The organism is Streptomyces sp. NPDC029122, from assembly GCF_055569445.1.
Map to the genome: position 1 here is coordinate 126,814 of NZ_JBVHWK010000012.1, position 25,775 is coordinate 152,588.

The window sequence follows — 25,775 nt, forward strand, 5'->3', positions numbered from 1 at the left end:
GGTCAGTAGCAGTCCATGCGCGATCCGTCGGTCGACGCCTCGGTGAACACGTGGAACCAGGTCCGGGGCACGGAGCCGGCCGGCTCGGGGCCGGGGTCCACCCGGTAGAACTCGCGGAGGTCGGCGGGTGACTCGAAAGTGACGATGACGCTCGGCCGGTCCGGGGATTCGAAGCAGGTCACGGGGGTCCGGCCCGCCGGCGCCGGTCCGCTCCGCGGGACCGGATGCCAGCCCGCCGCGGGGAGTTCCCGTGCGTAGTACGCCAGCACGTCCGCGGCGCTCCCGTCGTACACGTACAGCCGGTCGGCGCTCAGCCAGGCGTCCCCGCTGTCGTCGGTGCAGGTGGCCCCGTCCGCCGCACCACCGTCGAGGGGCCTGGCCCCTGGCGGGTGCAGGTCCAGGGCCGGCGACTCGTCGAGGGCCGCCACCTCCGGACCGGTGCCCTCACAGGTCGTGAAAGGGGAGAGGTAGGAGCATCCGCTCAGCGTGGCTGCGGCGAGTACGGTCGCGAGCAGCAGCCGCAACCCAGTCGTGTTCATGGCGGAATTATGCCCACCGGGCTACCTGGGCGAGCACGCCCAGAAGTAGCCGGACCGACCGGCCCTGAACGCGGCGGTGCGCGGCGGCGAGGGCCGCGGCGGCGGTCCCCCGCACGGGACGGCCGGGGCCGCGGATCGGCCACCGGGGGAACACGCCCGTGCCGCACCATCCGGTACCGGCGCGGCACGGGTCCCACCACGGCGGTTAGGGTGACCGCGTGAACCTTTCTTCCGCTCTTCCGCGTTCCTTCCGGCTCCTCGTCACGGGCGGGGGGACCGGTGGCCACACCTATCCCGCCCTGACGGCGATCCGTACGTTGCAGAGCCGCCTCGCGGCCGCCGGCAGCACCCTGGACGTGCTGTGGATCGGGACCGCCGACGGTCTCGAGGCGCGGGTCGCCCCCGCCGAGGGGATCGCGTTCCGGACCGTCGCCACCGGGAAGATCCGCCGTTCCGCGAACCCGCTGAAGATGCTGTCCGCGGCGAACATGAAGGACATGGCGAAGGTGCCGCTCGGCGTGGCCCAGGCCCGCACGATCGTCTCCGAGTTCGCCCCGGACGTCGTGCTGGCCACCGGCGGATACGTCGCGGTGCCGGCCGGTCTGGCCGCGCGCATGTGCAAGCGTCCGCTGGTGCTGCACGAGCAGACCGTGCGCCTGGGTCTGGCCAACCGGAAGCTGGCCGGATCGGCCACGCGCATCGCCGTGTCATCGGAGTCCTCGCTGCCGCTGCTGCCGGCCGAGGTGCGCGGACGCGCGGTCGTCACCGGCAACCCGGTCCGCCCGGAGGTGCTCTCCGGGCACCCCGACAAGGCCGTGCACGCGCTGAACCTCACCGGGTTCGACCGCCGACTGCCGACCGTCTACGTCACCGGCGGCGCGCAGGGCGCCCAGCAGATCAACGGCGTGGTGCGCGAGGTGCTGCCGTGGCTGCTGAGCCACGCGAACGTGATCCACCAGTGCGGCCCGGCCAACGTCGACGAGCTCCGCTTCGCCGCCTCGGGCCTGGACCCGGTCCTGGCGGGCCGCTACCACGTGACCGGGTTCGTCGGCCCGGAACTGCCGGACGTACTGGCGCTCGCCGACGTGGTGCTGTCCCGGTCCGGGGCGGGCACGCTGGCGGAACTCACCGCGCTGGGCAAGCCGGCGGTGTTCGTCCCCCTGGCGACCTCCGCCGGCAACGAGCAGGCCCACAACGCCCAGCACTTGGCCGACGCGGGCGCCGCCGTCGCCCTGCTCGGCGAGGTGACCGGCCAGAGCCTCGCGGACGCGCTCGGCCCGCTCCTGACCGATCCCGCCCGACGGGCCCAGATGGCGGAGCGCGCCCGCGCGTACGGACGGCCGGACGCCGCCGAGCGCCTCGTGGACGTACTGCTGGCCGCGGCCGCCGGCTGACCGGCCCCACGGCCCCGTGCCCGGCGGGCGGTGACGCTCCGCCCGCCGGGCTCTCCTCCACCCCCTACCCGGGTATGACATCCGGCTTGGCTCTCCGGTCCGACGTGCCGCCGGGTACCTCCTTCCTACCTTCCTCCTCGTCAACGGCCCCTCCTCGGGGGCCGGTACGAGGAGAGGGGGAAGGGCATGCGCCGCTTCGGCAGGACGGCCCTCGCGGCCGCGCTGGCGGTGGCCGTCGTCGCGGGAACCGCGGGATGGGCCACCGGTGACAGCCGGCCGGCCGTGACCGGGCCGCCGCCCGGCAGCGCCGCCTGGCGGGCCTCATCGGTGGGCGGGCGCGCGCTGCCCGATCCGGCGGGGGCCTCCCCCCGGGAGGTGGCTCGTTTCTTCGCCGCCCTGGACGGGGACGCGCGCCGGGAGCTGGTACGGGCGCACCCGCTCGTGGTCGGCAATCTGGACGGGGCGCCGCTCCCCCTGCGGTACGAGGCCAACCGGATGGCCGTCCTCGCCACGGGGGAGGCCCGTTACGCCTCCCTCGCCGGCCCGGGCCGGCAGATCCTGGCCTTCGACCCGCGCGGGCGGGGGCAGGTCGCCGAGGTGTTCGGGGACCTGGAGCGGGCGGCGCACGTCTCGGTGATCGTGCCGGGGTCGGACAACGACGCCTCCACCCATGACGCGCCGCGCGCCCCGTACACCGGGCCGGCCGGGATGGGCGGCGCGCTGCGGGCGGCCGCCGGACCCACGACGGCCGTCGTGGCGTGGACGGGCTACACCACTCCGGTGGGCGTGGGTCCGGACGCGGCGACCGGGCGGCTCGCCGAGGCGGGCGCGGTCCGCCTGGCCCGTTTCACCGCCGGGCTGGACGCGGTCGGCGCGCCCGACCCGGTGCTGTTCTGCCACAGCTACGGCTCGGTGGTCTGCGGGCTGGCGGCCCGCCACACGGACGCCACCGACGTCGTGGCCCTCGGCTCCCCCGGCATGCGCGCGGACAGCGCCGCGGACCTGGGCACCCGGGCCCGCGTCTGGGCGGCGCGCGGGCCCTCCGACTGGATCGCGGACGTGCCGAACGTCGCGTTCGCCGGTCTCGGGCACGGCGCCGACCCGGCCTCACCCGCTTTCGGCGCGCGCCGGGTGCCGTCGTCCGACGTACGCGGCCACACCGGCTACTTCGTGCCCGGCACCCGGTCCCTGGCGTCGTTCGCCGCGATCGCGGAGGGCGAGGTCCGGTGAGCGCGCCGACCCTGCTGCGGGATGCGGCGCACCGGATCGACCGGCGGACCCCCGCCCACCGGGACCGGGCGCTCGACGGTCTGCGCGCCCTGGCCCTGCTGGCGGTGCCGGCCGGGCACTGGCTGCTCGGCGGGTTCACCCTCGACGCGGAGGGCGGCCTGCACAACGCGAGCCCGCTATCGGCCTTCGGCGCTCTCGCCCCGGCGAGCTGGGTGCTCCAGATGCTCGGCGTCTTCTTCCTGGTCGGGGGCTGCGCCTCGGCGCTCTCCTTCCGCCGCCGCACCGGTTCGACGGGGGCCTGGCTGAAGGGGCGGATGGTCCGGCTGGGGCGGCCGGTGCTCGGGGTGACGGCGGTGTGGGCGCTGGCCGCGCCCGCGCTGTACGCGGCGGGCGTGCCGGAGGCCACCTTGCGGACGGGGGCCACGCTGGTGGTCCAACCGCTGTGGTTCGTCGGGGTGTACGCGGTGGTGACGGCCCTGACCCCGTACTGCGTGCGCGCCGCGCACCGGCTCGGCGGGTGGGCGGCGGCTCCGCTGCTCGGGTCGGTCGCGGTGGTGGACTTCCTGCGGTACGGGCCGTACGCCGACTCGGTGCCGTCCTGGCTGTCCGTGCTGAACGTCCTGCCGGGCTGGCTCTTCGCGTACCAGCTGGGCGTGGACTGGGGCGAGCGGCGGATCGGGCGGCGCGGGGCCTGGCTGCTGCTGGCGGGCGGGGCCGTGCTGTTCGCGGCGCTGCTGCTGGTGTTCGACTATCCGGCGTCGATGGTCGGGGTGCCCGGTGCGGAACGGACCAACTCGCATCCGCCGTCGCTGCTGGTGCTGGCACTGGCCGCCGGGCAGTCGGGGGCGGCGATCCTGCTGCGGGACCGGCTGGCGGGGCTGCTGGCCCGGCCGGCGCTGTGGGCGCCGGTGGTGGTGGTCAACCTGTGCGCCATGACGATCCTGTGCTGGCACCAGACCGCCATGCTGGCGGCGGCCGTTCCCGGGGCGCTCGCGGGCGAGGTGGCGGGGCTGACGACGGCGCCCGACACCCTCGGCTGGATCGCGGCGCGGGCGGCGTGGCTGCCGCTGTTCGCGGTGCTGCTGGTGGGCATCGCCCGCTACGCGCGCCGCTTCGAGGCGCCCCCGGCCCGGGGCCGCCGGGCCCCGGCGGTACGCCGTACCGTGGCGGGGCTGCTGGCGGCGGGCTTCGCGGTGTTCGCGCTGGGCCTGGCGTGAAGGGGACCCCGCGTGACGAGCGCCCGGGGGTCCCTTCGCGGCGCGTCGGCCGGCGGTCCCTCCCCGGGGTCAGTGCCCGCGCAGCGCGTCGGCGGCGGGACCTTCGCCGTGGACCTCGAGCCGGCCCTCCTCGACGGCCCGTGCCACGGTGAGCACCCCCTCGCCCAGTTCCCGGCAGGTGTCGGCGTCGAGCACGAGGCGGGCGTCCGGGGCCTCGGCGGGCCCGTCGCCGTACACGGGTCCGGTCCCGTACGCCGGGCCGCCGCCGAGGCGGACGTGGAACACGCCCTCGTCCAGGACCACGTCGACGACGGCCGGGATGCCGGTCGCCGGGAGGCGGCGCAGCAGGGGCAGTGCGTACCAGTGCGCGCGCAGCGCGTCGGTGGGGCGGCGTTCGGCGAGTTCGGGGGCGCCCCATTCGGCGAGCGCCGTGAGCACGGGCAGCAGTCCGGCGCCGCGCGCGGTCAGTTCGTACACCGTCGCGGCCGCCGGCGGGGGGAGCTTGCGGCGCGTCGCGAGGCCCTGCGCCTCCATGTCCTTGAGCCGGCCGGCCAGTACGTCCGTGGAGACTCCGGGCAGGTCGGCGTGGAGGTCGGTGTACCGGCGGGGGCCGGCCAGCAGTTCCCGGACGATCAACAGGGTCCAGCGGTCCCCGACGGCGTCCAGGGCGCGGGCCGATGCGCAGTACTGGTCGTAGCTTCGACGGCGTGGCTGACGTGGTGACATGCAGCGCAGTCTAGACAACATGTTGGACTTTCCAAGCTCTTGCTTGGTAAAACCAAGCAGGAAGTGCGGAGTACGGGAACAGGGAGGGCACGGCATGGAGTTCCGGCAGTCGAGCAAGCTCAGCGAGGTCTGCTACGAGATCCGGGGACCGGTGATCGAGCACGCCAACGCGCTCGAGGAGGAGGGCCACAGCGTGCTGCGCCTCAACACCGGCAACCCGGCCCTGTTCGGCTTCGAGGCGCCCGAGGAGATCGTCCAGGACATGATCCGGATGCTCCCCAAGGCCCACGGGTACACCGACTCGCGCGGGGTGCTCTCCGCCCGCCGGGCCGTCGTCCAGCGCTACCAGGCCATCGGCCTCACCGATGTCACGGTGGACGACGTCTTCCTGGGCAACGGCGTCTCCGAGCTGGTCTCCATGGCCGTCCAGGCGCTCCTGGAGGACGGGGACGAGGTGCTCATCCCGGCCCCGGACTTCCCGCTCTGGACCGCCGTCACCACCCTCGCGGGCGGCAAGGCCGTGCACTACGTCTGCGACGAGGCCGCCGACTGGTACCCGGACCTCGACGACATGGCGTCCAAAATCACGGACCGCACCAAGGCCGTGGTCATCATCAACCCCAACAACCCCACGGGCGCCGTCTACCCCAGGGAAGTCCTGGAGGGCATCCTCGAACTCGCCCGCCGTCACGGGCTGATGGTCTTCGCCGACGAGATCTACGACCAGATCCTGTACGACGACGCGGTCCACCACAGCACCGCGGCCCTCGCCCCGGACCTGGTGGTCCTCACCTTCTGCGGGCTGTCGAAGACGCACCGGGTGGCGGGTTTCCGCTCCGGCTGGCTGGTGGTGAGCGGCCCCAGGCAGCACGCGCGCAGCTACCTGGAGGGCCTGACCATGCTCGCCTCCATGCGGCTGTGCGCCAACGCCCCGGCCCAGTACGCCATCCAGGCCGCGCTCGGCGGGCGGCAGTCCATCAAGGAGCTGACCGGCCCGGGCGGCCGCCTCCTGGAACAGCGCGACCGCGCCTGGGAGAAGCTGAACGAGATCCCCGGGGTGTCCTGCGTGAAGCCGAAGGGCGCGCTGTACGCCTTCCCGCGCATCGACCCGAAGGTGCACCCGATCCACGACGACGAGCGGTTCGTGCTCGACCTGCTGCTGCGGGAGAAGATCCAGGTCGTCCAGGGCACCGGCTTCAACTGGCCCCGCCCCGACCACTTCCGGATCCTGACCCTGCCGTACGCCGACGACCTGGACGCCGCGATCAGCCGCATCGGCCGCTTCCTGAGCGGCTACCGGCAGTAGGAGCGGTCGGACGCAGCGCACCACCACGCGCGAGAGCACCGCTCCCGAGGGGGAGCGGTGCTCTCGTCATGCCTCGTTCCGCTGCCGTCAGGCGATGGAGGCCGCCACGACCGCGGCGACGGCGAGGTTGCAGGAAGCGGTGACCCAGACGGCCGGGTGCGGCTCCGGGTCCACCACGATGGCGCCGAGCTTGCCCGGGGTCACCAGGTCCAGCACCAGGAAGGCCACGGCCATCAGGACGAGGCCGAGGACACCGAAGGCGGCCGTGGACAGCAGGCCCTTGCCGAAGTCCTCGTAGGTCGTCCAGATCGAGGTGAAGACGATGCCGCCGATACCGAGGAGCGCCGAGCTGAGCAGGAGGGCCGCGTTGCGGTTGCGCTCCTCCCAGATCTGCTTCGGGAGCTTCCCGGGCGTCAGCACGTCCACCAGGACGATGCCGAGGATCAGCAGCACCAGACCGAGGGCGCCGTAGGCGCTCGTACGGCCAAGTCCGTTGACGATGTCGCTCATTGAGAAGCCTGTCTCCGCGTGGGTGGGAAATGATGGGCCAGGGCGTGCCGTGGGGAGGCCGAATCTATCGCACGGCCCCCGCCCCGGACCATGGGGAGGTCAGGAAATGGCAAAGGCCGGGGCCGCGCGGGCCGGGGAGGCGGCGGCGCTGACGGCGCTGGTGATGCGGTCGGAGGCGTCCTCGGGGTACGGCGCCGGGTCCCCGCCGCGTGCGCGCCGAGACTGCGCGTACGGGAGGCGGAGCCGGCCGCCCGGCGGATCGTGGTGGCCGAAAACCCGCACGGGGAGGCGGTCCCCGACGGCGAAGTCCCGTCAGAGCCCGCCCCGTTGGGCCCGCCGGAGTGAGCGCCCGCGGATTCCTTGACCTGGAGTTTGGTTGAGGTTCTAGCGTGGGGGCATGGACATGGAAGTCACCGCCTGGCATTCGCTGCACAGCGCGATCAACGCCCAGCAGGACCGCCGCCCGCTCTCCCGGGCGAGCCTGCGGCGGATCGCCGCCTTCGCCCGCCCGCACCGGCGCGGGCTGACCCTCTTCCTGCTGCTCAGCGTGGTGGGCGCACTGCTGGCGGTGGCCACTCCGCTGCTGGCCAGCCGGATCGTCGACACCATCGTGGGGCACGGGGACGACGGCGAGGTCATCCGCCTCGCGCTGCTCATCGCGGTGATCGCGGTGGCCGAGGCGGGGCTGGGCCTGCTGACCCGGAAGCTGTCCGCGACCCTCGGCGAGGGGCTGATCCTCGATCTGCGCCGGGCGGTCTTCGACCACGTCCAGCGGATGCCGGTCGCCTTCTTCACCCGTACCCGGACGGGCGCGCTGGTCAGCCGCCTCAACAACGACGTGATCGGCGCGCAGCGGGCCTTCAGCAACACCCTCTCCGGGGTGGTCTCCAACCTCGTGACGCTGCTCCTGACGCTGGGCGTGATGCTCACCATCTCCTGGCAGATCACCCTGCTGGCCCTGGTGCTGCTCCCGGTGTTCGTGCTGCCGGCCCGCCGGATGGGGGCCCGGATGGCGGGGATGCAGCGGGAGGCGGCGGCGCTGAACGCGGCGATGGGAACCCAGATGACGGAACGGTTCTCCGCCCCCGGCGCGACCCTCGTCAAGCTGTTCGGGCGGCCCTCGGACGAGTCCGCCGAGTTCGCGGCCCGCGCCGCCCGGGTCCGGGACATCGGGATCCGTACGGCGATGGCCCAGTCGGCCTTCATCACCGCCCTGACCCTGGTCTCCGCGCTGGCCCTCGCCCTGGTGTACGGCCTGGGCGGGTACTTCGCCCTGCGCGGCAGCCTGGAGGCCGGCTCCGTGGTCGCCCTGGCCCTGCTCCTGACCCGGCTGTACGCCCCGCTGACCGCGCTGGCCGGGGCGCGGGTCGAGGTGATGAGCGCCATGGTCAGCTTCGAGCGGGTCTTCGAGATCCTCGACCTGGAGCCGCTGATCGCCGAGAAGCCGGACGCCGTCGCGGTGCCCGACGGCCCGGTGGCGGTGGAGTTCGACAAGGTCTCCTTCGGCTACCCCTCCGCCGACAAGGTCTCGCTCGCCTCCCTCGAGGAGGTGGCCGCGCTCGACGCCCGGGGCGGCACCCGGGTGCTCCACGAGGTGTCCTTCCGCGCAGAGCCCGGTCAGATGGTCGCCCTCGTCGGCTCCTCGGGCGCCGGCAAGTCGACCATCGCCCAGCTGCTGCCGCGGCTGTACGACGCCGACGCGGGCGCGGTCCGCCTGGGCGGCGTCGACGTACGGGACCTCACGGCCGACTCCATCCGCGACACCCTCGGCATGGTCACCCAGGACGGGCACCTCTTCCACGAGTCGGTACGGTCCAACCTGTTGCTGGCCCGGCCGGAGGCGGGCGAGGACGAACTGTGGGACGCCCTGCGCCGCTCCCGCCTGGACGGACTGGTCGCCTCCCTCCCGGACGGCCTGGACACCGTCGTCGGCGAGCGCGGCTACCGGCTGTCCGGCGGGGAGCGCCAGCGGCTGACCATCGCCCGGCTGCTGCTGGCCCGGCAGCGGGTGGTGATCCTCGACGAGGCCACCGCCCACCTGGACTCCACCTCGGAGGCGGCCGTGCAGGAGGCCCTGGCCGAGGCCCTCTCCGGCCGGACCGCCGTGGTGATCGCGCACCGGCTGTCGACCGTCCGTGCCGCCGACCTGATCCTGGTGGTGGAGGCCGGCCGGATCGTGGAACGCGGCACGCACACCGAACTGCTCGCGGCGGGCGGCCGGTACGCCGAGCTGTACCGGACCCAGTTCGCCGCGCACGGCGCGGCCGCGGCCGGCTGAGGCGCCCGCGGGCCCGGGTCCGGACCTCGGGCCGCCGGTCGCCGCCTCAGGGGGCGAGTACGTCGAGTTCGTCCAGGGCGCCGAGGGCGATCCGGCGGGTCAGGGTCTCGGCGGCGGCCGCGTCGCCCTCGCGTACCGCTTCGGCGACCCGTACGTGGAGGGTGACGGCGGCCGGGTCGGGGTCGGGGAACATCACGGCGTGCCGGGTGCGGCCGGTGAGGACCTCGGCGACGACGTCGCCGAGCCGGGCGAACATCTCGTTGCCGGAGGCGTCGAGCACGGTCCGGTGGAAGGCGATGTCGTGGTGGAGGTAGCCCTCCAGCTGGTGGCCGCGGGAGGTCCGGACCATGCCGAGGGCCGCCTCGGTGAGCCGCGCGCACTGCTCCGGGGTGGCGTGGGAGGCCGCGAGTCCGGCGGCGACGGGTTCGACGGCGGAGCGCAGGACGGTCAGCGACCGCAGCTGGCGGGGACGGTCGGCGCCGGAGAGGCGCCAGCGGATGACCCGCGGGTCGTAGACGTTCCACTCCTCGGCGGGACGGACGGTGACCCCGACGCGGCGCCGGGACTCGACGAGCCGCATCGACTCCAGGACGCGGACCACCTCCCGGACCACGGTGCGGGAGGCGTCGAACCGGCCGGCGATGCCGTCCGTGCGCAGGACGGTCCCGGGCGGGTACTCGCCCGCCGTGATCGCGAGGCCGAGGGTGTCCAGCACCTCGGAGTGGAGTCCTCGGCCCGGAATGCCTTCGGTGGTCATGGCGTAAGCGTACGGTGACGCCCCGACGGGCAAAAGATACGACGTTTTCCCGCCCACCCCTTGAATAAGTACTACTTAATGGGCTTCAGTGGTGCTCCCAGCGACGAGGACAGCGAGGTACGACGTGGGCCCCCAGCGCGTCATTGTGGTGATGGGCGTCGCCGGCACGGGCAAGACGACCGTCGGCCGGTTGCTGGCGGAGGCGCTCGGTCTTCCGTACGCGGAGGGCGACGCCTTCCATCCGGCGGCCAACGTGGCGAAGATGTCGGCCGGCAGCCCGCTGGACGACGCCGACCGGTGGCCCTGGCTGGACGCCATCGGCGAGTGGATCCGCAACCGGGCCGCGCCGCACGGCGGCGTGGTCGCCGCCTCCTGCCTCAAGCGCTCCTACCGCGACCGGCTGCGCTCGGCCGCTCCGGACGCCGTGTTCGTCCACCTCACCGGGGAACGGCCGCTCATCGAGAAGCGGATGGCGGACCGCAGGGGGCACTTCATGCCGCCCTCCCTGCTGGACTCCCAGTTCGCCGCGCTCGAACCGCTCGACGCGGACGAGCGCGGGATCGCCGTCGATGTCTCCGGCACCCCCGAGGAGATCACCGAACGGGCGCTGGCCGCCCTCCGGCCGCCCCGTCACGAGAGCTGACCGCTCCCCCGAGAGAGACAGAGGAACCCCACCGTGACCGGTCTCGGCGTCGAGACGCTGGCAGCGGCCGCCCCCGCACCCATCACCTCGGCCGGCAACGCCCAGCTGGGTGTCGCCGTCCTCGCGGGCATCGCCGTCATCGTCCTGCTCATCACCCGCCTCAAGATGCACGCCTTCCTCGCCCTGACGGTCGGTTCGCTCGCCCTCGGATCCTTCGCGGGCGCCCCGCTGGACAAGACGATCGCGAGCTTCACCACGGGCCTCGGCTCCACGGTCGCGGGCGTCGGCGTCCTCATCGCCCTCGGCGCGGTCCTCGGCAGGCTCCTCGCCGACTCCGGCGGAGCGGACGAGATCGTGGACACCATCCTCGCCCGCGCCCGGGGCCGGGCCATGCCGTGGGCGATGGTGCTGATCGCGTCGGTGATCGGGCTGCCGCTCTTCTTCGAGGTCGGGATCGTGCTGCTGATCCCGGTGGTGCTGCTGGTCGCCCGGCGCGGCGGCTACTCCCTGATGCGGATCGGCGTCCCCGCGCTGGCCGGCCTGTCGGTGATGCACGGGCTGATCCCCCCGCACCCCGGCCCGCTGGTCGCCATCGACGCCCTGCACGCGGACCTGGGCGTCACCCTCGCCCTGGGCGTGCTCGTCGCGATACCCACCGTGGTCATCGCCGGGCCGCTGTTCTCCCGGTACGCGGCGCGCTGGGTGGACGTCCCGGCACCGGAGCACATGATCCCGCAGCGCCCCTCGGCCGGGCTCGACCAGCGCCCCCGGTTCGGGGCGACGGTCTTCACGGTGCTGCTGCCGGTGGCGCTGATGCTGGTCAAGGCGCTGGCCGACATCGTTGTCGACGACGCGGACGACCCCGTCCGGAAGGTCACCGACGTCGCGGGCTCCCCGCTCATCGCCCTCCTCGCCGCCGTACTGGTGGGGATGTTCACCCTCGGCCGGGCCGCCGGGTTCAGCCGGGCGGCCCTGTCGTCCACGGTGGAGAAGTCGCTCGCCCCGATCGCCGGGATCCTGCTGATCGTGGGCGCGGGCGGCGGTTTCAAGCAGACGCTGATCGACGCGGGGGTGGGCCGGATGGTCCTGGACCTCGCGGAGGACTGGGCCGTCCCGGCCCTGCTGCTGGCCTGGCTGATCGCGGTCGCCATCCGGCTGGCCACCGGCTCGGCGACGGTCGCCACCATCTCGGCGGCCGGCCTGGTGGCGCCGCTGGCGGCGGGCATGCCGGCGACGGGGACCGCCCTGCTGGTCCTGGCGATCGGGGCGGGCTCGCTCTTCTTCAGCCATGTCAACGACGCCGGATTCTGGCTGGTCAAGGAGTACTTCGGGATGAGCGTCGGACAGACCCTCAAGACCTGGTCGGTGATGGAGACCATCATCTCGGTGACCGGCCTGGGCTTCGTCCTGCTGCTGTCACTGGTCCTCTGACGACCGGTCCCGTACGAGCTGTCCCGTACGCGCGGACGGCGCGGGCCCGTTCACTCCAGCGGGCCCCGCCCGCGCCGCAGGTGGGAACCGTCCAGCTGGGCCGCCGCCAGCGCGAGGCCGGCGGCGGCCCGGGCGCAGCGGTCGGCGAGGGCGGCGACCTCGGCGCGGTAGGCGTCGGCCTCCTCTCCGCGCCACTCCAGGGCGGCCGCCCCCGCCCTCAGCCGGCGGGCGTGGGAGCGCAGGGCGGCGGAGTGGGTGCGCAGGCCGTCCGCCGGGGCGGGCCGGCTCGGCCGGGGACAGTCGCTCACGGGCTCCTCCGGGGGTTCGCGGGTGCGGCCGGGCCGGGGCCGCGGGCGCAGAAGGCCCGCAGGGCGGCGCCGAGGCCCAGCAGGGGCCGGGCGGGGGCGGCCCGGCCGGTGGCCACCTGCCAGCCCGCGTGGTCGTTGAAGGGGTTCCCGTCGGTCAGGGCGTCCCAGGCCAGGATGTCCGCGAAGGACGGGGACAGCAGGGCGAAGGCCGGCCCGGCCCCCCGCTCGCGCAGCAGGGTGCGGAAGCCGCGGGCGGCGTCGGCCTGCCGGTGCTCCGCGACGGCGCGCAGCACGGCGGCGCAGTCCGGGTCGGCGAGCAGCTCGGGGCGGCCCGCGCCCGCGGCCCGGATCCGCCCCTTCAGCCCGCAGACGGCGGTGCTGACGGCGAGGTTCTCCCGGCCGCCCAGGATCCCGGCGAGCCACCCGGCCCGGGCCAGGCCGCGTCCGCGCGGGGCCCAGCCGAGTCCGGCCGGGTCGGTGAGGGTGCGCAGCAGCGTCCGCCAGGCGCGGCGCCGGCTTCCGCCGCGCCCCACGGGTCCCCCCGCCGTGAGGCGGGGGCCGAACGCGAGCCCGGAGGCGTACCGGGCGGCCTCGCCCACGGCGTCGGCGGCCCGGGCCAGGTCCCGGCACAGCGCGTCGAGCGTGCCGGCGTCCGGGTCGGTCGCCTGGGCGGTCGCGGCATCGGACATGGGTTCCTCGCGGGGGCTGCGTGCGGTGACTTCGGGATCACCGTACGTCGGCACCGGGGGCGGCGCGCGCGGGAGCGGGCCCGAACGCGGCCTCGCGGAACGCGGTGCGCGGCGGGCCGGCGGCAACGTCCCCGGCACCGGGGACGAGGACCGCCCAGCGGTCCTGGCGGGGGGAGATCCACACGCACGGGCCGGAGCCGGACGGGGGGTGGTGGGTCCAGACCCCGGCGGGCGCGGGGTGCCAGAGCAGGCCGCGCGAGGGGGTGAGTTCGCCGGTGCGGATCCTCAGGGACTCGGCGGTCCAGGCGCGGGGGACGGGCTCGTCGGCGGCGGAGAGCAGATGGCGCAGGAACCGGGCGAGATCGGCCGGGCAGGTGCGCAGGGTGCCCCCGGCGAAGCGGGTGCGGGTCATGCCGAGGGGCTGCCATACGCGGCGGAGCGCGCAGTCGGCCAGCGGGGTGCCTGCGAGGTGTTCGGCGAGGCGGGTGAGGGCGGCGAGGGGAGCCGGGCCGTCGCCGCGGGTGAGCAGGTGGTGGGCGGTGGTGCCGGCGGGCAGTCCCGCCGAGGGGGCCGTCCCGTAGGCGGTGAGGGGGGTGTGCAGGGTGAGCTCGCCCTGGGTGACGAGGCGGCCGATGACGGGCCAGAGCGCGAGCACCGCGGTCAGGGCCCCGGCGTCGAACGGGGTGCCCCAGCCGTCCGGCGCGTCCGACGCGTCCCCGGGGTCCGCTGGGGCTTGCGGGCCGGGGCGGGCGGCGTGGACGGCGTCCGCCGATCCCACCGCCCAGAACGCGGCCGGGCCGGCGGCGCGCACGAGTGCCTCGATCTGCGGCGTCATGGTCGCCCACGCTACGTCGCCCCGCCGGGCGGGCGGGGCAGGTCCGCCGGGGAGTCCCGGCGGAGTCGCCGCCCGCCACCCGATTGCCGGGGGCGGGCGGCGCGGGCGGCTATGCCGCGTCGGGGCGGTCGGTCACCCGGAGGGTGTTGACCAGGGGCTTGCCGGCGCCGTGGTGCGTAACGAAGCGGATGTTGAGCACCCCGTCCGTGACCTTGACGGTGTAGGTCCGGGCCAGGGCGGTGTAGGTGCCCGCCTCCAGGGAGATGTCGAGCGAGGGCAGGACCTGGACGCCCTCGGCCAGGACGTCGAAGACGCGCTGGTCCGGCCTGGTAGGGGTGAGCTCGGCGAAGCCCAGCTCCACGGTGTAGGTGCCGTTGGGGACGTTGTCGAAGCGGTACTCGTACATGCCCTCGCGGGCGTTGCGGAAGAGCCGCTGGTCATCGGTGCCGGCGATGGTGCGGCCGGTGGAGTGGACGCCGCCGTTGCCTTGGTAGCCGTACGAGCCCGGGGTGTAGGCGCGGTCCGGGGACCAGGGGTCGCCCGCCGCGTCCGTGCCCGCGTAGTCGGAGCCGGCGTCCACGGCGGTCCGGTACCGCGGGACGACGATCTTGACGGGGACGGTGAGGACGGGGCTGCGGCCGCTGGCCGAGGTGATCCGCAGGCCGGTGCTCAGCACCGTGCCCGGGGCCAGCCCGGCGGTGTCGGCCGTCAGGGTGAGCGGGGCCTTGCCGCCGGCCGGCAGGTTCCCCTCCGCCGGGGACGCCGTCAGCCAGGGTGCGTCCTCGGCGACCGTGTAGGCCGTGGTGAGGCCGGGGTTGGTGAGCTCCAGGGTGCGGGTGCGCCGCTGGCCGGCGGGGAGGACCAGTTCCACGGCCGGCGCGGATGCGGTGACCCGGCCGGTGCGCAGGGAGCGGTCGACCCCGGTGACCTCGGCCGGCTTCACGTCGGCGGTGGTGGTGGCGGTTTCGTACGAGGGCGCGGCCATGGTGACCGTACGGGCGCCCGACGGGCTCTGGACGACGTACCCGCCGTCGGCCGCGGTGGTGGCGGAAACGGCCGCGTCGCCGCTGCCGACGGTGACCGTGGCGCCGGGGACGCCGTTGCCGTCGTTGGCGTCGAGCACCCGGCCGGTGACCACGCCGCTGCGGGTGGTGCGGAAGCCGAGGGAGAGGCCGTCGGTGAGGGCGGGCGTGTTGAAGGAGTACCTGAAGGCGTCGGTGCCGGCCGCGTTCTCCACGCCGACGGTGGCGGAGGAGCCGCCCTTGACGCCGGTGCCGCCCGTCCCCTTGTAGGAGTAGGTGACCGCGCCGTCCTCGCCGATCGCCGCCGAGAAGGAGAAGGTGTCGGCCTGCGCGGACCAGTGGGAGACCTGCCGCCACTCGATGACGTAACGGCGGTGGGGGGCCGTGCCGGTGACGGCGGTGAAGACGCCCGACCCGCTGTCGGCGGCGCCGACGACGAGGTCGTCCCAGAAGGGGTAGAGGGCCGCGTTGGGGGTGGCGGTGCTCGGGATGTCGCCGTTGACGTCGCCGGTGTGGTTGCCGCCGAGGCCGACCGTGCCGTTGGTGCCGATCCAGGCCTGGGCGTACGTCTTCCCGTACAGCGGCAGCGGGAAGGGCAGGTCGACGCGCTCGGTGGTGTTGTCGCCGGTCAGGGCGAGCCGCCGGTCGCCGGCCGGGGACGGGCGGCCGGCGTCGGCGGCGCAGGCGTAGCCGTAGCCGTCGGTGCGTTCGGGGAGGGTGACCGTGACGGCGGTGTCGCCGGTGACGGTGGCCCTCGCCGTGCCCGTGGTGAGGCAGCGCGCCGGGTGGGTGGCGCTCACGTCGTAGGTTCCGTGGGGCACGGTGACCTCGAAGCGGCCTTGGGCGTCGGTGGTGGCCGTCACGGGGGTGTCCAGGAGGGTGACGGCCGCTCCGGCGGCGGGCCCGGTGGCGGAGCCGACGGTGCCGCTGAGCCGGGCGGTGGGCGCCCGGGTGAGGGTCAGGTCCGCGGTGGTGGTGGCCTGTTCGGTGACGGTCACCGTGGTGCCCTGCTGTCCGTGGCCGAACTTCGAGGCCGTGAGCTCGTACGCGCCGACGGACAGGACGCCGAAGCGGTAGGTGCCGTCGGCGGCCGTGGTGGCCGTCCGGTCGATCGGGCCGTGCGCGGTGACCCTGGCACCCGCCACGGGCTCGCCGCCGTCGGTGCGGACGGTGCCGGCGAGCGCGCCGACCGCGCCGCGCGGAGCGGCGTTCACCGCGGCCAGGGCGTCGAGCCGGCCCTCGCCGAAGACGTTGTTGTCGGCGGGGGTGCCGCCGCACTGGCCGCTGTCCGTGTCCTGGGCGGTGCCGTCGAGCAGGGCTTCGGTCTGCGCCACGTCACCGGCGAGGGAGGGCGCGGCCGACCACAGCAGGGCCACGGTGGCGGCGGTGTGCGGCGAGGCCATGGAGGTGCCGGAGAAGGAGGCGTACTCGCCGCCGGGGACGGAGGAGCGGACGTTCACGCCGGGGGCGGCGATGTTCGGTTTGACGATCCCGCCGGGCCCCGCGCCGCGCGAGGAGAAGGCGGCGACGGCGTTGTCGATGCCGAAGGCGCCGGAGCTGTAGGAGCGCGCGTAGTCGCCGGGTGAGCCGCTGGTGCCGCAGCCGGGGCCGGAGTTCCCGTTGGAGAAGGCGGGGAAGATGCCGGCGGCGCGCCAGGTGTCGACGACCTGCTGGTACCAGTCGTCGTGCGCCGCGCTGCCCCAGGAGTTGTTGACGACGTGCGGGGCGAGGTCGGGTCGCGGGTTCCGGCCGTTCAGGTCGGTGGGGGCGACGATCCACTGTCCGGCGGCGAGCAGGGAGGCCTCGGAGCAGGAGTTGGACTCGCAGCCCTTCGCGGCGATCCAGCGGGCGCCGGGGGCCACGCCGATCTTGTTGGTGCCGCCGTCGTCGCCGACCATCGTGCCCATGGTGTGGGTGCCGTGGTCGTTGTTGTCGCAGGGCGCGGCGCCGGCGCAGACGCCCGCGGGGTCGAACCAGTTGTGGTCGTGGCTGTAGGAGCCGTCCGCGTTCCTGCCGCGGTACTGGTGGCTGACGGCGGGGTGGGTGTGGTCCACGCCGCTGTCGATGTTGGCGACGACGATGCCCTCGCCGCGTACGCCGAGCCGGTCCCAGACCTGGGGGGCCTTGATCCGGTCGATGTTCCATTCGACGGCGTCGGCGGTGGTCGCCTCGCGGGTGCCTGCGGCGGGTTCGGCGAGCGCGACCTCGTCGTCGGCGTCGATCCGGGCGACCTCGGGGCGCTCGGCGAGGGTTCCGGCGAGTTTGCGGCCGCCGACGACGCGGACCGTGTTGACGATCCAGTACGAGGTGTACTCCGCCCCGGATCCTTCGAGGGCCTTGAGGACCTCGGCCTGGGTGCGCGCGGCGTGGTCCTTCTTGGTGCGCAGCACCGTTTCGGCCTTGGCGGCGCGGGTCCGCTGTTTCCCCGCGGCGGTCAGGTCGGCGGCGCTGTCGAGGTAGACCCAGAAGACCGCCTTGTCGGAGCCGTCGAACTGGGCGCGGAGGGCGGGTTCGAGCTTGCGCTCGGCCGCGGAGGGTCCGGGGCCGGGCCGCGGGGCGGCGGTGGCGGCGCCGGCGCCGGCCGGGAGGAGCAGGGCGGCGCTCAGAGCGGCGAGCGCCGCGCGTAAGGAACGTCGTGGGTTGCGTCGTGGCACGTGTCGTCTCCTCTCACGCCGGGGTACGGCGTGTGCGGATCGTGCGGATCGTGTGGAAAGGCCGTGCGCGAGGTGCGCGGGTCATGTTCTGAGAAGTGCCATGCGCATTACAAGAGGGCCCCGTGCGCCACGCGACGGGCGGCCGCCGCCCGGCCCGGTGGCCTTCCGGGCGCCGCCGGGTCAGCCTGGAGGGATGAGCGCGCAACCCGGTGGACCCCCGCCCGAGAACGGCCCCCCGCCGACGCCCCGGCCCGGCCCCGCGTCCGCCGCGGAGCCGGAGGTCGCCCTGCGCTCCGCGCGGGGACGGTGGGTCCTGGCCGCCACCGTGCTCGGGTCGGCGATGGCACTGCTGGACTCGACCGTGGTCAACGTGGCCCTGCCCCGCATCGGGCGGGACCTCGGCGCCGACCTGGCCGTCCTCCAGTGGACGGTGAACGCCTACCTACTGACCCTGGCGGGGCTGATCCTGGTGGGCGGGGCGCTCGGCGACCGGTTCGGACGGCGCCGGATCTTCGTCCTCGGCGTGGTGTGGTTCGCGGTCGGCTCGCTGCTGTGCGGGTTCGCGCCGAACGCCGGGATCCTGATCGCCGCCCGCGCCCTCCAGGGCATCGGCGGCGCACTGCTGACACCCGGTTCGCTCGCGCTGATCCAGGGCTCGATCCGGCCCGGCGACCGGGCCCGCGCGGTGGGCCTGTGGTCGGGGTTCGGCGGGGTCGGCGCGGCCGTCGGGCCGTTCCTCGGCGGCTGGCTGGTGGACGGGCCGGGCTGGCGGTGGGTGTTCCTGATCAACGTACCGGTGGCCGCCCTGTGCGTGCCGGCCGCCCTGAAACACATTCCGGAATCCCGGGATCCGCAGGCCGGCGGGCGGTTCGACGTGCTCGGCGCGGTGCTCGGCGCGGCAGCTCTGGCCCTGCTGACGTACGCGCTGATCGAAGCCCGGTCCGCCACGGCCCCGGTCGTCGGCGCGGCCGTGGGCGGGGTGCTGCTGGCGGCCCTCTTCGTGTACGTCGAGCGGCACCGGCCGGATCCGATGCTCCCGCCGGGGATCTTCTCCTCCCGGCTGTTCACCGCCGTCAACCTGGTCACCCTGTTCGTCTACGCGGCCTTCGGCGGCTTCTTCTTCCTCGTCGTGCTCCAGCTCCAGGTGGTGGCCGGGTACTCCGCACTGGGCGCCGGGGCCGCGCTGCTGCCCACCACCGTCCTGATGCTGCTGCTGTCGTCCCGGGCGGGGGCGCTCGGAGAACGCATCGGGCCCCGCGTCCCGCTCACCCTCGGGCCGCTGCTGTGCGCCGCCGGGACGCTGCTGATGCTGCGCGCGGGCCCGCAGGCCCCGTACGTACGGGACGTCCTGCCGGCCATGGTGGTGACGGGGGCCGGCATGGCCCTGCTGGTCGCCCCGCTGACCTCCACCGTCCTGGCGTCCGTGCCGACGGGCCGGGCGGGCCTCGCCAGCGGCATCAACAACGCCGCCGCACGGGCCGCCGGGCTGCTCGCGGTGGCGGCGCTGCCGCTGCTGGCGGGGATGGGCCCGGACGCGTACCTGTCGGCCGATGCCTTCGACGGGGCCTTCGGCCGGGCCATGCTCTGGTGCGCCGGGGCACTGGTGGCGGGCGCCGTCACGGCCTGGGCGACCGTACGCGCCCCCGCTGCCGGGGCCTGCCACCCGCAGTGCCGTACGCACTGCGCGGTCGGCTCCCCGCCGCTCGAACACCCCGAGCCGGAAACCGGGGCGGACCTCCCGGCCCGGCCCTGACGGCGCGGGCTAGGGGCGGTGCCGGCCGCCGGGGCGGTGGCCTGCGCGGGGCTGTGGCGGGGACTACTGGTTCTGGCCGCCCAGGACGAAGAGCAGGTAGACGAAGAAGGCGAAGAGGTGGCCGACGAACAGGTACGCGACGAGCCTGATGATCAGACCGCGCGGGAACTTGGACTCGAAGCGCCGGCGGAGGGTCAGCGGCGCGGCCGCCTCCCCGGAAGCGGTCCGGCCGGCCGTCTGACCGGCCTGACCGGCCTGACGTGCCTGACCGTCCTGATCAGCGGTCCGGTCGGCGTTCGGCTCTGCTGTGGTGGGCATCTGGTCTCCTCGGGAATGCGACCCGGACACGGGCTCGGATACGGGCTCGGACTCGGACACTGACTCGGCGGACACGGGTACGGCTCCCCCTAGTGCTGGCGCGCGGTCTTGGTGTCGCCGAGGCACAGCCCGGCGAGGCTGCTCTGCAGCAGGGTGTGGACGAACAGCAGCTCGCACCCGCCCGGCCCGGCCGCGCCGATCCGGTGCGGGGTGAGCGAGTCGAAGTGGGCGCTGTCCCCCGGCTCCAGCAGGTGCTCGGTCTCCCCCAGGTGCAGCCGCAGGCGTCCGCTGAGCACGTACAGCCACTCCTCCCCCGGGTGGACGCGGACCAGCTCGCCCTGGCTGCGCCCGTGCGGGACGTGCACGCGCAGCGCCTGCATCCCCCGCCCGGCACCGCCCGCCTGCCAGTACGTCCACCCGTCGGCCTCGCGGGCCCCCGGACCGCCCGCCCGTACGATGGGATCGGCGACGGCAGGGGTCTCGCCGAGCAGCTCGGAGACGGTCGTACCGTAGGTGCGGGCGAGCCCGAGCAGCAGGGGCAGCGAGGGCTGGCGCCGGCCGGTCTCCAGCCGGGACAGGTGCGCGGGCGAGAGCCTGGCCCGTGCGGCGGCGGCCTCCAGGGTGAGCCCGGCGCGCCGGCGCAGCTCCCGCAACTGCGGGGCGACGGCGGGCAGCTCGCCGGCGGTGCCGTCGGCGGTTTCGGGGGCCAGGGCGCCTCGGGCGCCTTCTGGTTCCTCGGGAGGGGGCGTCATACCCCGATTGAGCCAGAGCCTTGCCTTTCTGGCAATCTTCCTTGCCTCTGAGGCAAAAAGCTCTGGCCCGGGAGGTTCTCACCCCGCCCGGCGGCCCTGTTCCAGCACCGTCTCCACCGTGTCCGCTTCCCGCGCCTCCTTGTCCGGGCGGTGCCGCAGGACGCGGGCGAAGCGCAGGGCGACCCCGGCCGGGTAGCGCGAGGAGCGCTGGAGGCCGTCGTAGGCGATCTCCACCACCAGCTCGGGCCGGACCCGGACGGTGAAACCGTCGTCCTCCACGGCCAGCTCGCGCAGCCGCCCCGTCTGCCAGCGCAGCATCTCGTCCGTCAGCCCCTTGAAGGTCTTGCCCAGCATGGCGTACGTGCCGTCGCCCGTCCGCGCTCCCAGGTGCAGGTTGGACAGCAGCCCGGTGCGGCGGCCGTGGCCCCATTCGGCGGCGAGCACGACCAGGTCCAGTGTGTGCACCGGTTTCACCTTCAGCCACTGCTTCCCGCGCCGGCCCGCCGCGTAGGGGGAGCCGAGGGCCTTGACCATGACCCCCTCGTGGCCCCGGCGCAGGGTCGCCGTCCAGAACTCCTCGGCCTCGGCCGCCTGCGCCACGGCGTCCTCCACCACCAGCCGCCGCACCCGCCAGGTTTCCGGGACCAGGCCGGCCAGGGCCGCGTACCGGTCGTGGACCGGCAGGTCCAGCAGGACGTCGTCACCGAGGGCCAGCACGTCGAAGAAGTACGCGGTCACCGGGAGCGCCTCGCGCGCCGCCGTCACGTCGAGCCGGGAGCCGACCCGGCCCGCGACCTCCTGGAAGGGCACCGGCCGGCCGTCGGCGCCCTGCCCGATGACTTCCCCGTCGAGGACGAACCGCTCCCCCGGCAGGCCCCGGGCCAGCTCGGCCACCTCCGGCAGCCGGCCGGTGATGTCGTCGAGGGAGCGGGTGTGGATCCGTACCTCGTCCCCGTCGCGGTGGACCTGGACGCGGATCCCGTCGAGCTTCTCCTCCACCGCGCAGGGGGCGAGCGCGGTCAGGGCGTCGGCGAGGGAGCGGGCGGTCCCGGCCAGCATGGGCTGTACGGGCTGCCCGATGCGCAGGCTGACGTCCCGCAGCGCCGGGGCGCCGCCGGCCAGTACCGCCGCCGCCATCCGGGGCAGCGAGCCGTCCAGCATCACGGCGCGGCGCAGCTCGGCGGCCGGTACCCCGGCGGCCGCGGCCACCCCTTCCAGGGCGACGGCGTCCAGCGCGCCCTGGCGCACCTCCCCGGACAGCAGGCTGCGCAGGAAGCGCTGTTCGCCCTCGGTGGCGGCGCCCAGCAGGCCGGCGACGATGCGGCGGCGCTCGGCCTGCGCCCCCGGCCCCGCCACGGCGGCCAGCTCGCTCACGGCGGCGTCGACGGCCCGCACGGTGAGCGTCGGCTCGGCCGCGGGGGCGGTGTCCTGGGCCAGGGTGCGCCAGCCGATGCCGGGCCGGCCCTGCGGGAGCCGCCCGGAGAGGTAGGCGATCACCAGGCCCGCCTCCTCGGCGGGGGCGGCCGCGAAGAGCTCCGCGAGCAGGGCGGTCTTCCGGGACCGGGCGGAGGTCTCCGCGACCTCCCGGGACACGCGCGCGACCTCGGCCAGCAGCATGCCGTCCATCCTCCCGCCGCCGCGGCCGTGGCGCAGGTCGGGGGCGGCGTACCGCGGGCGCGGTACGCCCGGCCGCCCGGGTAGTCCTGGAGAAGGGGCCGGGCTCCCCCTGAGGGAGCTCGGGGAAGGCGATCACGGGCTTTAGGGTGCCCGTATGAAGCTACGACTGCCCCGGCGTCCCCGGGACCGCCTGCTCGCCGGTGCCGCCGCCCTCGCGGTCCTGGCGGGCGCCGGCACCTGGACGGCCGCCGCGTCCGGGGACGAGCCGGCGGTGCACCGCGAGGACCGGTTCGTGAGCGTGCCGGGAGCGGACGTGCCCGCGCCGGGCGCGCCCGGGACCGGGATCGACACCTCCTTCTTCACCGCCGGGGACCCCTCCCGGGAACGCCCCGCCGTGCTCCTCGGCCACGGCTTCGGCGGCAGCAAGGACGACGTCCGGGCCCAGGCCGAGCGTCTCGCCCGCGCCGGCTACGCCGTCATGACCTGGTCGGCGCGCGGCTTCGGCCGCTCCGGCGGGACGATCGGGCTGAACGACCCGGAGCACGAGGTCAAGGACGTCTCCGCGCTGGTCGACGCGCTGGCCCGCCGGCCCGGCGTACGGCTCGACGCGGACGGCGACCCGCGCGTGGGCGTGGCCGGGGCCTCGTACGGCGGGGCCGTGGCCCTGCTGGCCGCCGGGTACGACCGGCGGGTGGACGCGATCGCCCCGCAGATCACCTACTGGAACCTGGCCGACGCCCTCTTCCCGCAGGGCGTGTTCAAGAAGCTGTGGGCCGGGATCTTCTTCACCACCGGCGCGGCGGGCGGCCTCCAGCCGGCGCGGCCTCCCGCCGGCGGTGCGGCGGGCGCACCCGTCGGGGCGGGCGGGCCGGGCTGCGGCCGGTTCGAGCCGCGGCTGTGCGCCATGTACGAGCGCGTCGCGGTGGCCGGGAAGCCCGACGCCGAGGCGCGCGAGCTGCTGGAGCGGCGCAGCCCCTCGGCGGTCGGTGACCGGATCAGGGTGCCGGCGCTGATCGTGCAGGGGCAGGACGACTCCCTCTTCCCGCTGGACCAGGCCGACGCCATGGCGAAGGCCATCTCCGCGAACGGCGCTCCCGTCGCCGTGGACTGGGCGGCCGGCGGGCACGACGGCGGCATGCGCGAGGCCGCCCGCATCCAGGCCCGCGTGGCCGCCTGGTTCGACCGCTACCTGAAGGGCGACGAGGCGGTGGACACCGGCCCGGCCTTCCGCGTGTCGCGGTCCGGCGGGATCGACTCCACCGACGGCCGGCTCACCCTGCGCGGTGCGACCGGGGAGCGCTACCCGGGGCTCGCCCCGGACCCGCGCGCCTTCGCCCTGTCGGGGCGGGAGCAGACCTTCGCCAACCCGGCGGGCGGAGCGCCGCCCGCGCTCTCCTCGCTGCCCGGGGTGGGCGGACAGCTCGCCTCCCTCGGAGCGGGGCTGTCGCTGGACTTCCCCGGACAGAACGCCCGCTTCGAGTCGGAGCCGCTGCCCGGGGCGGTACGGGTCACCGGGACCCCGACCGTCACCCTGAAGGTGAGGTCGACGGCCGCCGACGGGTCGGCCGTGCTGTTCGGCAAGGTGTACGACGTGGGGCCCGACGGCCGCCAGCAGGTGCTGCCGGCGCAGCTGGTCGCGCCCGTACGGGTGGAGGACGCCGGGCGGGGCCGGAGCGTGGAGCTGCGGCTCCCGGCCGTGGACCACGCCGTCCAGGCCGGGCACCGGCTGCGGCTGGTGGTCGCGGCCACCGACCTCGGCTACGCCTCTCCGGCCGCGCCGGCCGCGTACACCGTCGCCGCGGAGGGGCCCCTGCGGGTGCCCGTCGCGGACGGGGTGCGCACGGCGACCGCCGGCCTGCCCGCCTGGACCTGGGGGCTGCCGCTGGCCGCGCTGGCGCTGGCCGCGGGGCTCCTCGGGATCCGGCGGACCGGCGGGGGCCGCGCGGCGACTCGGGCGGGGGCACCGCGGCCCGAACCCGCGCTGGCCGACGTACCACTGGACATCACCGGGCTGACGAAGCGCTACGCGGGGGCCAAGGACCGCTACGCCGTGCGGGACCTCTCGTTCCGGGTGGAGAAGGGCCAGGTGCTGGGTCTGCTGGGGCCCAACGGGGCCGGGAAGACCACCACCCTGCGGATGCTGATGGGCCTGATCGCGCCGGACGCCGGTGAGGTCCGGGTGTTCGGGCACGCGGTCCGGCCCGGGGCTCCGGTGCTGTCGAGGGTCGGGGCGTTCGTGGAGGGCGCCGGGTTCCTGCCGCACCTGACGGGCCGGGCCAATCTGGAGCTGTACTGGCATGCCACGGGCCGTCCCGCCGAGGACGCGCACATGGCGGAGGCCCTGGAGATCGCCGGGCTCGGCGACGCCCTGGAGCGGGCGGTGCGCACGTACTCCCAGGGCATGCGGCAGCGGCTCGCGATCGCGCAGGCCATGCTGGGGATGCCGGACCTGCTGATCCTCGACGAGCCGACGAACGGTCTGGACCCGCCGCAGATCCGGGAGATGCGGGACGTGATGATCCGCTACGCCGCCGGCGGACGGACGGTCATCGTCTCCAGCCACCTGCTGTCGGAGGTCGAGCAGTCGTGCACGCACCTCGTGGTCATGGACCGCGGGCGGCTCGTGCGGGCCGGCGAGGTCGCCGAGATCACCGGCGGCGGGGACACCCTGCTGGTGGCCCTGGCGGAGCCGGTGGACGAGGTGACCGTGGGGAAGGTCGCCGCCCTGGAGGGGGTGGCCTCCGCGGTGCGCTCCGAGGAGGGGCTGCTCGTACGGCTCGACGGCGCGACGCCCGCCGCCCTGATCGGCGAACTCGTCCGGCTGGAGCTGCCGGTCGCGGCGGTGGGGCCGCGCCGGAGGCTCGAGGACGCCTTCCTCACCCTGATCGGAGGTGCGGCATGAGTGCCGTCCAGGAGGAGCCCGTACGGCAGACCGTGCCCGGCGGGGAGTCCGCGCCCGGCTACCGGGCGGGCCGGACCCTGCCGCTGCGCGTGGAGGCGCTGCGGCAGTGGCGCAGACGGCGGACGCTGGTGATGGGCGGGGTGCTGGCCGCGCTGCCGTTCGTCATGATCATCGCGTTCGCGGTGGGCGGCGGCCCCGACGACGACGGGCGCGGCGGCGGCCGGGTCAGCCTGATCGACACGGCCACGGCCTCCGGCGCGAACTTCGCGGCGACCTGCCTGTTCGTGTCGGCCGGTTTCCTGCTGGTGGTGCCGGTGGCGCTGTTCTGCGGGGACACGGTGGCCTCGGAGGCGAGCTGGTCCTCGCTGCGCTACCTGCTGGCCTCGCCGGTGCCCCGGGCCCGGCTGCTGTGGAGCAAGCTCGTGGTGGCGCTGGGGTTCAGCCTGGCGGCGATCGTGCTGCTGCCGGTGGTGGCGCTGGCGGCGGGGACGGCCGCGTACGGGTGGGGGCCGCTCAGGCTCCCGACGGGCGGGGCACTGCCCGCCGGGGACACCGTGCCGCGCCTCGCGCTGGCCGTCGCCTTCGTGTTCGTGTCGCAGCTGGTGACGGCCGGGCTGGCGTTCTGGCTGTCGACGCGGACGGACGCGCCGCTCGGCGCGGTGGGCGGGGCGGTCGGCCTGACGATCGTGGGGAACGTGCTCGACGCGGTGACGGCCCTCGGCTCGTGGCGCGATTTCCTGCCCGCGCACTGGCAGTTCGCCTGGGCGGACGCCCTGCAGCCGCAGCTGGAGTGGGGCGGGATGGTCAAGGGCGCTGCGGTGTCGGTGTCGTACGCCGTGGTGCTGTTCGCTCTCGCGTTCCGGGGGTTCTCCCGCAAGGACATCACCTCCTGAG

General features: G+C 75.2%; 21 protein-coding genes. 10 read left to right on the forward strand and 11 right to left on the reverse strand.

The features are described from left to right. Nucleotides 1-2: 2 nt before the first annotated feature. On the reverse strand, nucleotides 3-539 hold the full coding sequence (locus ACZ4WZ_RS16825; RefSeq protein ID WP_467890789.1) for a hypothetical protein: 537 nt from the start codon (nucleotides 537-539) through the stop codon (nucleotides 3-5). A gap of 218 nt (nucleotides 540-757) precedes the next feature. On the opposite strand from ACZ4WZ_RS16825, the gene ACZ4WZ_RS16830 reads away from it, so the two are divergent. The 3 genes from ACZ4WZ_RS16830 (at nucleotide 758) to ACZ4WZ_RS16840 (ending at nucleotide 4,380) form a co-directional block, all read left to right on the forward strand. Next, complete coding sequence (locus ACZ4WZ_RS16830) at nucleotides 758-1,933, forward strand: UDP-N-acetylglucosamine--N-acetylmuramyl-(pentapeptide) pyrophosphoryl-undecaprenol N-acetylglucosamine transferase (protein WP_467890791.1); 1,176 nt, start codon at nucleotides 758-760, stop codon at nucleotides 1,931-1,933. 186 nt (nucleotides 1,934-2,119) lie between these two features. Then, on the forward strand, nucleotides 2,120-3,163 hold the full coding sequence (locus ACZ4WZ_RS16835) for an alpha/beta hydrolase (protein ID WP_467890793.1): 1,044 nt from the start codon (nucleotides 2,120-2,122) through the stop codon (nucleotides 3,161-3,163). Further along, nucleotides 3,160-4,380 (forward strand): acyltransferase family protein, encoded by a 1,221-nt coding sequence (locus ACZ4WZ_RS16840; protein ID WP_467890796.1) that lies wholly within the window; start codon nucleotides 3,160-3,162, stop codon nucleotides 4,378-4,380. Before ACZ4WZ_RS16835 ends, ACZ4WZ_RS16840 begins: the two co-directional genes overlap by 4 nt. 69 nt (nucleotides 4,381-4,449) lie before the next feature. Here the strand turns inward: ACZ4WZ_RS16840 and ACZ4WZ_RS16845 are convergent, their stop codons facing one another. Next, nucleotides 4,450-5,106, reverse strand: coding sequence for a winged helix-turn-helix transcriptional regulator (locus ACZ4WZ_RS16845; RefSeq protein WP_467890798.1), 657 nt, complete (start codon nucleotides 5,104-5,106; stop codon nucleotides 4,450-4,452). Nucleotides 5,107-5,200: 94 nt separating this feature from the next. Here ACZ4WZ_RS16845 and ACZ4WZ_RS16850 point away from each other — a divergent pair, with 94 nt between their 5' ends. Next, the gene (locus tag ACZ4WZ_RS16850; RefSeq protein WP_467890801.1) at nucleotides 5,201-6,412 is read left to right on the forward strand and encodes a pyridoxal phosphate-dependent aminotransferase; all 1,212 of its coding nucleotides are present in this window, start codon (nucleotides 5,201-5,203) and stop codon (nucleotides 6,410-6,412) included. Nucleotides 6,413-6,499: 87 nt separating this feature from the next. Here ACZ4WZ_RS16850 and ACZ4WZ_RS16855 read toward each other — a convergent pair whose 3' ends face one another. Further along, entirely contained in the window at nucleotides 6,500-6,922 is a 423-nt protein-coding gene (locus ACZ4WZ_RS16855) for a DUF350 domain-containing protein (protein WP_467890804.1), read from the reverse strand. Nucleotides 6,923-7,319: 397 nt separating this feature from the next. Between ACZ4WZ_RS16855 and ACZ4WZ_RS16860 the strand changes: the two genes are divergently transcribed. Continuing rightward, nucleotides 7,320-9,200 carry an ABC transporter ATP-binding protein gene (locus tag ACZ4WZ_RS16860; RefSeq protein WP_467890807.1) on the forward strand — a complete coding sequence of 627 codons (1,881 nt, stop codon included), beginning with the start codon at nucleotides 7,320-7,322 and terminating at the stop codon, nucleotides 9,198-9,200. Between the two features lie 46 nt (nucleotides 9,201-9,246). Here ACZ4WZ_RS16860 and ACZ4WZ_RS16865 read toward each other — a convergent pair whose 3' ends face one another. Further along, nucleotides 9,247-9,957, reverse strand: a complete 711-nt coding sequence (locus tag ACZ4WZ_RS16865) for a FadR/GntR family transcriptional regulator (protein ID WP_467890808.1) — start codon at nucleotides 9,955-9,957, stop codon at nucleotides 9,247-9,249. Between the two features lie 151 nt (nucleotides 9,958-10,108). On the opposite strand from ACZ4WZ_RS16865, the gene ACZ4WZ_RS16870 reads away from it, so the two are divergent. Then, nucleotides 10,109-10,600 carry a gluconokinase gene (locus ACZ4WZ_RS16870; RefSeq protein WP_467890892.1) on the forward strand — a complete coding sequence of 164 codons (492 nt, stop codon included), beginning with the start codon at nucleotides 10,109-10,111 and terminating at the stop codon, nucleotides 10,598-10,600. A gap of 33 nt (nucleotides 10,601-10,633) precedes the next feature. Beyond that, nucleotides 10,634-12,031, forward strand: coding sequence for a GntT/GntP/DsdX family permease (locus ACZ4WZ_RS16875; RefSeq protein WP_467890811.1), 1,398 nt, complete (start codon nucleotides 10,634-10,636; stop codon nucleotides 12,029-12,031). Between the two features lie 50 nt (nucleotides 12,032-12,081). On the opposite strand, the gene ACZ4WZ_RS16880 is transcribed toward ACZ4WZ_RS16875, so the two are convergent. From ACZ4WZ_RS16880 to ACZ4WZ_RS16895, 4 genes are all read right to left on the reverse strand, one after another. After that, nucleotides 12,082-12,339, reverse strand: coding sequence for a hypothetical protein (locus ACZ4WZ_RS16880; RefSeq protein ID WP_467890813.1), 258 nt, complete (start codon nucleotides 12,337-12,339; stop codon nucleotides 12,082-12,084). Next, nucleotides 12,336-13,028 carry a hypothetical protein gene (locus tag ACZ4WZ_RS16885; RefSeq protein ID WP_467890816.1) on the reverse strand — a complete coding sequence of 231 codons (693 nt, stop codon included), beginning with the start codon at nucleotides 13,026-13,028 and terminating at the stop codon, nucleotides 12,336-12,338. Before ACZ4WZ_RS16885 ends, ACZ4WZ_RS16880 begins: the two co-directional genes overlap by 4 nt. A gap of 37 nt (nucleotides 13,029-13,065) precedes the next feature. Then, nucleotides 13,066-13,863: a serine hydrolase domain-containing protein gene (locus tag ACZ4WZ_RS16890; RefSeq protein ID WP_467890818.1), complete on the reverse strand. Its 798-nt coding sequence runs from the start codon at nucleotides 13,861-13,863 to the stop codon at nucleotides 13,066-13,068. Between the two features lie 109 nt (nucleotides 13,864-13,972). Further along, entirely contained in the window at nucleotides 13,973-17,539 is a 3,567-nt protein-coding gene (locus tag ACZ4WZ_RS16895) for a S8 family serine peptidase (RefSeq protein WP_467890821.1), read from the reverse strand. 193 nt (nucleotides 17,540-17,732) lie between these two features. Here ACZ4WZ_RS16895 and ACZ4WZ_RS16900 point away from each other — a divergent pair, with 193 nt between their 5' ends. Then, nucleotides 17,733-19,292 carry an MFS transporter gene (locus ACZ4WZ_RS16900; RefSeq protein ID WP_467890823.1) on the forward strand — a complete coding sequence of 520 codons (1,560 nt, stop codon included), beginning with the start codon at nucleotides 17,733-17,735 and terminating at the stop codon, nucleotides 19,290-19,292. Nucleotides 19,293-19,355: 63 nt separating this feature from the next. Here the strand turns inward: ACZ4WZ_RS16900 and ACZ4WZ_RS16905 are convergent, their stop codons facing one another. The 3 genes from ACZ4WZ_RS16905 to ACZ4WZ_RS16915 all read right to left on the reverse strand — a co-directional run bounded on the left by ACZ4WZ_RS16905 (nucleotide 19,356) and on the right by ACZ4WZ_RS16915 (nucleotide 21,979). Next, on the reverse strand, nucleotides 19,356-19,610 hold the full coding sequence (locus ACZ4WZ_RS16905; protein ID WP_467890826.1) for a DUF6126 family protein: 255 nt from the start codon (nucleotides 19,608-19,610) through the stop codon (nucleotides 19,356-19,358). Nucleotides 19,611-19,699: 89 nt separating this feature from the next. Beyond that, nucleotides 19,700-20,362: a helix-turn-helix domain-containing protein gene (locus ACZ4WZ_RS16910; protein WP_467890828.1), complete on the reverse strand. Its 663-nt coding sequence runs from the start codon at nucleotides 20,360-20,362 to the stop codon at nucleotides 19,700-19,702. Nucleotides 20,363-20,440: 78 nt separating this feature from the next. Further along, entirely contained in the window at nucleotides 20,441-21,979 is a 1,539-nt protein-coding gene (locus ACZ4WZ_RS16915) for an ATP-dependent DNA ligase (RefSeq protein WP_467890831.1), read from the reverse strand. 154 nt (nucleotides 21,980-22,133) lie between these two features. Here ACZ4WZ_RS16915 and ACZ4WZ_RS16920 point away from each other — a divergent pair, with 154 nt between their 5' ends. Together ACZ4WZ_RS16920 and ACZ4WZ_RS16925 are read left to right on the forward strand one after the other, a co-directional pair. Continuing rightward, complete coding sequence (locus ACZ4WZ_RS16920) at nucleotides 22,134-24,881, forward strand: alpha/beta fold hydrolase (RefSeq protein ID WP_467890834.1); 2,748 nt, start codon at nucleotides 22,134-22,136, stop codon at nucleotides 24,879-24,881. Continuing rightward, complete coding sequence (locus tag ACZ4WZ_RS16925; RefSeq protein ID WP_467890836.1) at nucleotides 24,878-25,774, forward strand: ABC transporter permease; 897 nt, start codon at nucleotides 24,878-24,880, stop codon at nucleotides 25,772-25,774. Before ACZ4WZ_RS16920 ends, ACZ4WZ_RS16925 begins: the two co-directional genes overlap by 4 nt. Nucleotide 25,775 lies beyond the last annotated feature (1 nt).

Excerpts from the sequence above, each read along its gene's own strand:
- ACZ4WZ_RS16910 (WP_467890828.1), bottom strand. The coding sequence starts at position 20,362 with ATGACGCCCCCTCCCGAGGAACCAGAAGGCGCCCGAGGCGCCCTGGCC.
- ACZ4WZ_RS16905 (WP_467890826.1), bottom strand. The coding sequence starts at position 19,610 with ATGCCCACCACAGCAGAGCCGAACGCCGACCGGACCGCTGATCAGGAC.
- ACZ4WZ_RS16825 (WP_467890789.1), bottom strand. The coding sequence starts at position 539 with ATGAACACGACTGGGTTGCGGCTGCTGCTCGCGACCGTACTCGCCGCA.
- ACZ4WZ_RS16920 (WP_467890834.1), top strand. The coding sequence starts at position 22,134 with ATGAAGCTACGACTGCCCCGGCGTCCCCGGGACCGCCTGCTCGCCGGT.
- ACZ4WZ_RS16850 (WP_467890801.1), top strand. The coding sequence starts at position 5,201 with ATGGAGTTCCGGCAGTCGAGCAAGCTCAGCGAGGTCTGCTACGAGATC.
- ACZ4WZ_RS16925 (WP_467890836.1), top strand. The coding sequence starts at position 24,878 with ATGAGTGCCGTCCAGGAGGAGCCCGTACGGCAGACCGTGCCCGGCGGG.
- ACZ4WZ_RS16855 (WP_467890804.1), bottom strand. The coding sequence starts at position 6,922 with ATGAGCGACATCGTCAACGGACTTGGCCGTACGAGCGCCTACGGCGCC.
- ACZ4WZ_RS16900 (WP_467890823.1), top strand. The coding sequence starts at position 17,733 with ATGAGCGCGCAACCCGGTGGACCCCCGCCCGAGAACGGCCCCCCGCCG.
- ACZ4WZ_RS16835 (WP_467890793.1), top strand. The coding sequence starts at position 2,120 with ATGCGCCGCTTCGGCAGGACGGCCCTCGCGGCCGCGCTGGCGGTGGCC.
- ACZ4WZ_RS16885 (WP_467890816.1), bottom strand. The coding sequence starts at position 13,028 with ATGTCCGATGCCGCGACCGCCCAGGCGACCGACCCGGACGCCGGCACG.
- ACZ4WZ_RS16860 (WP_467890807.1), top strand. The coding sequence starts at position 7,320 with ATGGACATGGAAGTCACCGCCTGGCATTCGCTGCACAGCGCGATCAAC.
- ACZ4WZ_RS16915 (WP_467890831.1), bottom strand. The coding sequence starts at position 21,979 with ATGCTGCTGGCCGAGGTCGCGCGCGTGTCCCGGGAGGTCGCGGAGACC.
- ACZ4WZ_RS16870 (WP_467890892.1), top strand. The coding sequence starts at position 10,109 with ATGGGCGTCGCCGGCACGGGCAAGACGACCGTCGGCCGGTTGCTGGCG.
- ACZ4WZ_RS16865 (WP_467890808.1), bottom strand. The coding sequence starts at position 9,957 with ATGACCACCGAAGGCATTCCGGGCCGAGGACTCCACTCCGAGGTGCTG.
- ACZ4WZ_RS16890 (WP_467890818.1), bottom strand. The coding sequence starts at position 13,863 with ATGACGCCGCAGATCGAGGCACTCGTGCGCGCCGCCGGCCCGGCCGCG.
- ACZ4WZ_RS16845 (WP_467890798.1), bottom strand. The coding sequence starts at position 5,106 with ATGTCACCACGTCAGCCACGCCGTCGAAGCTACGACCAGTACTGCGCA.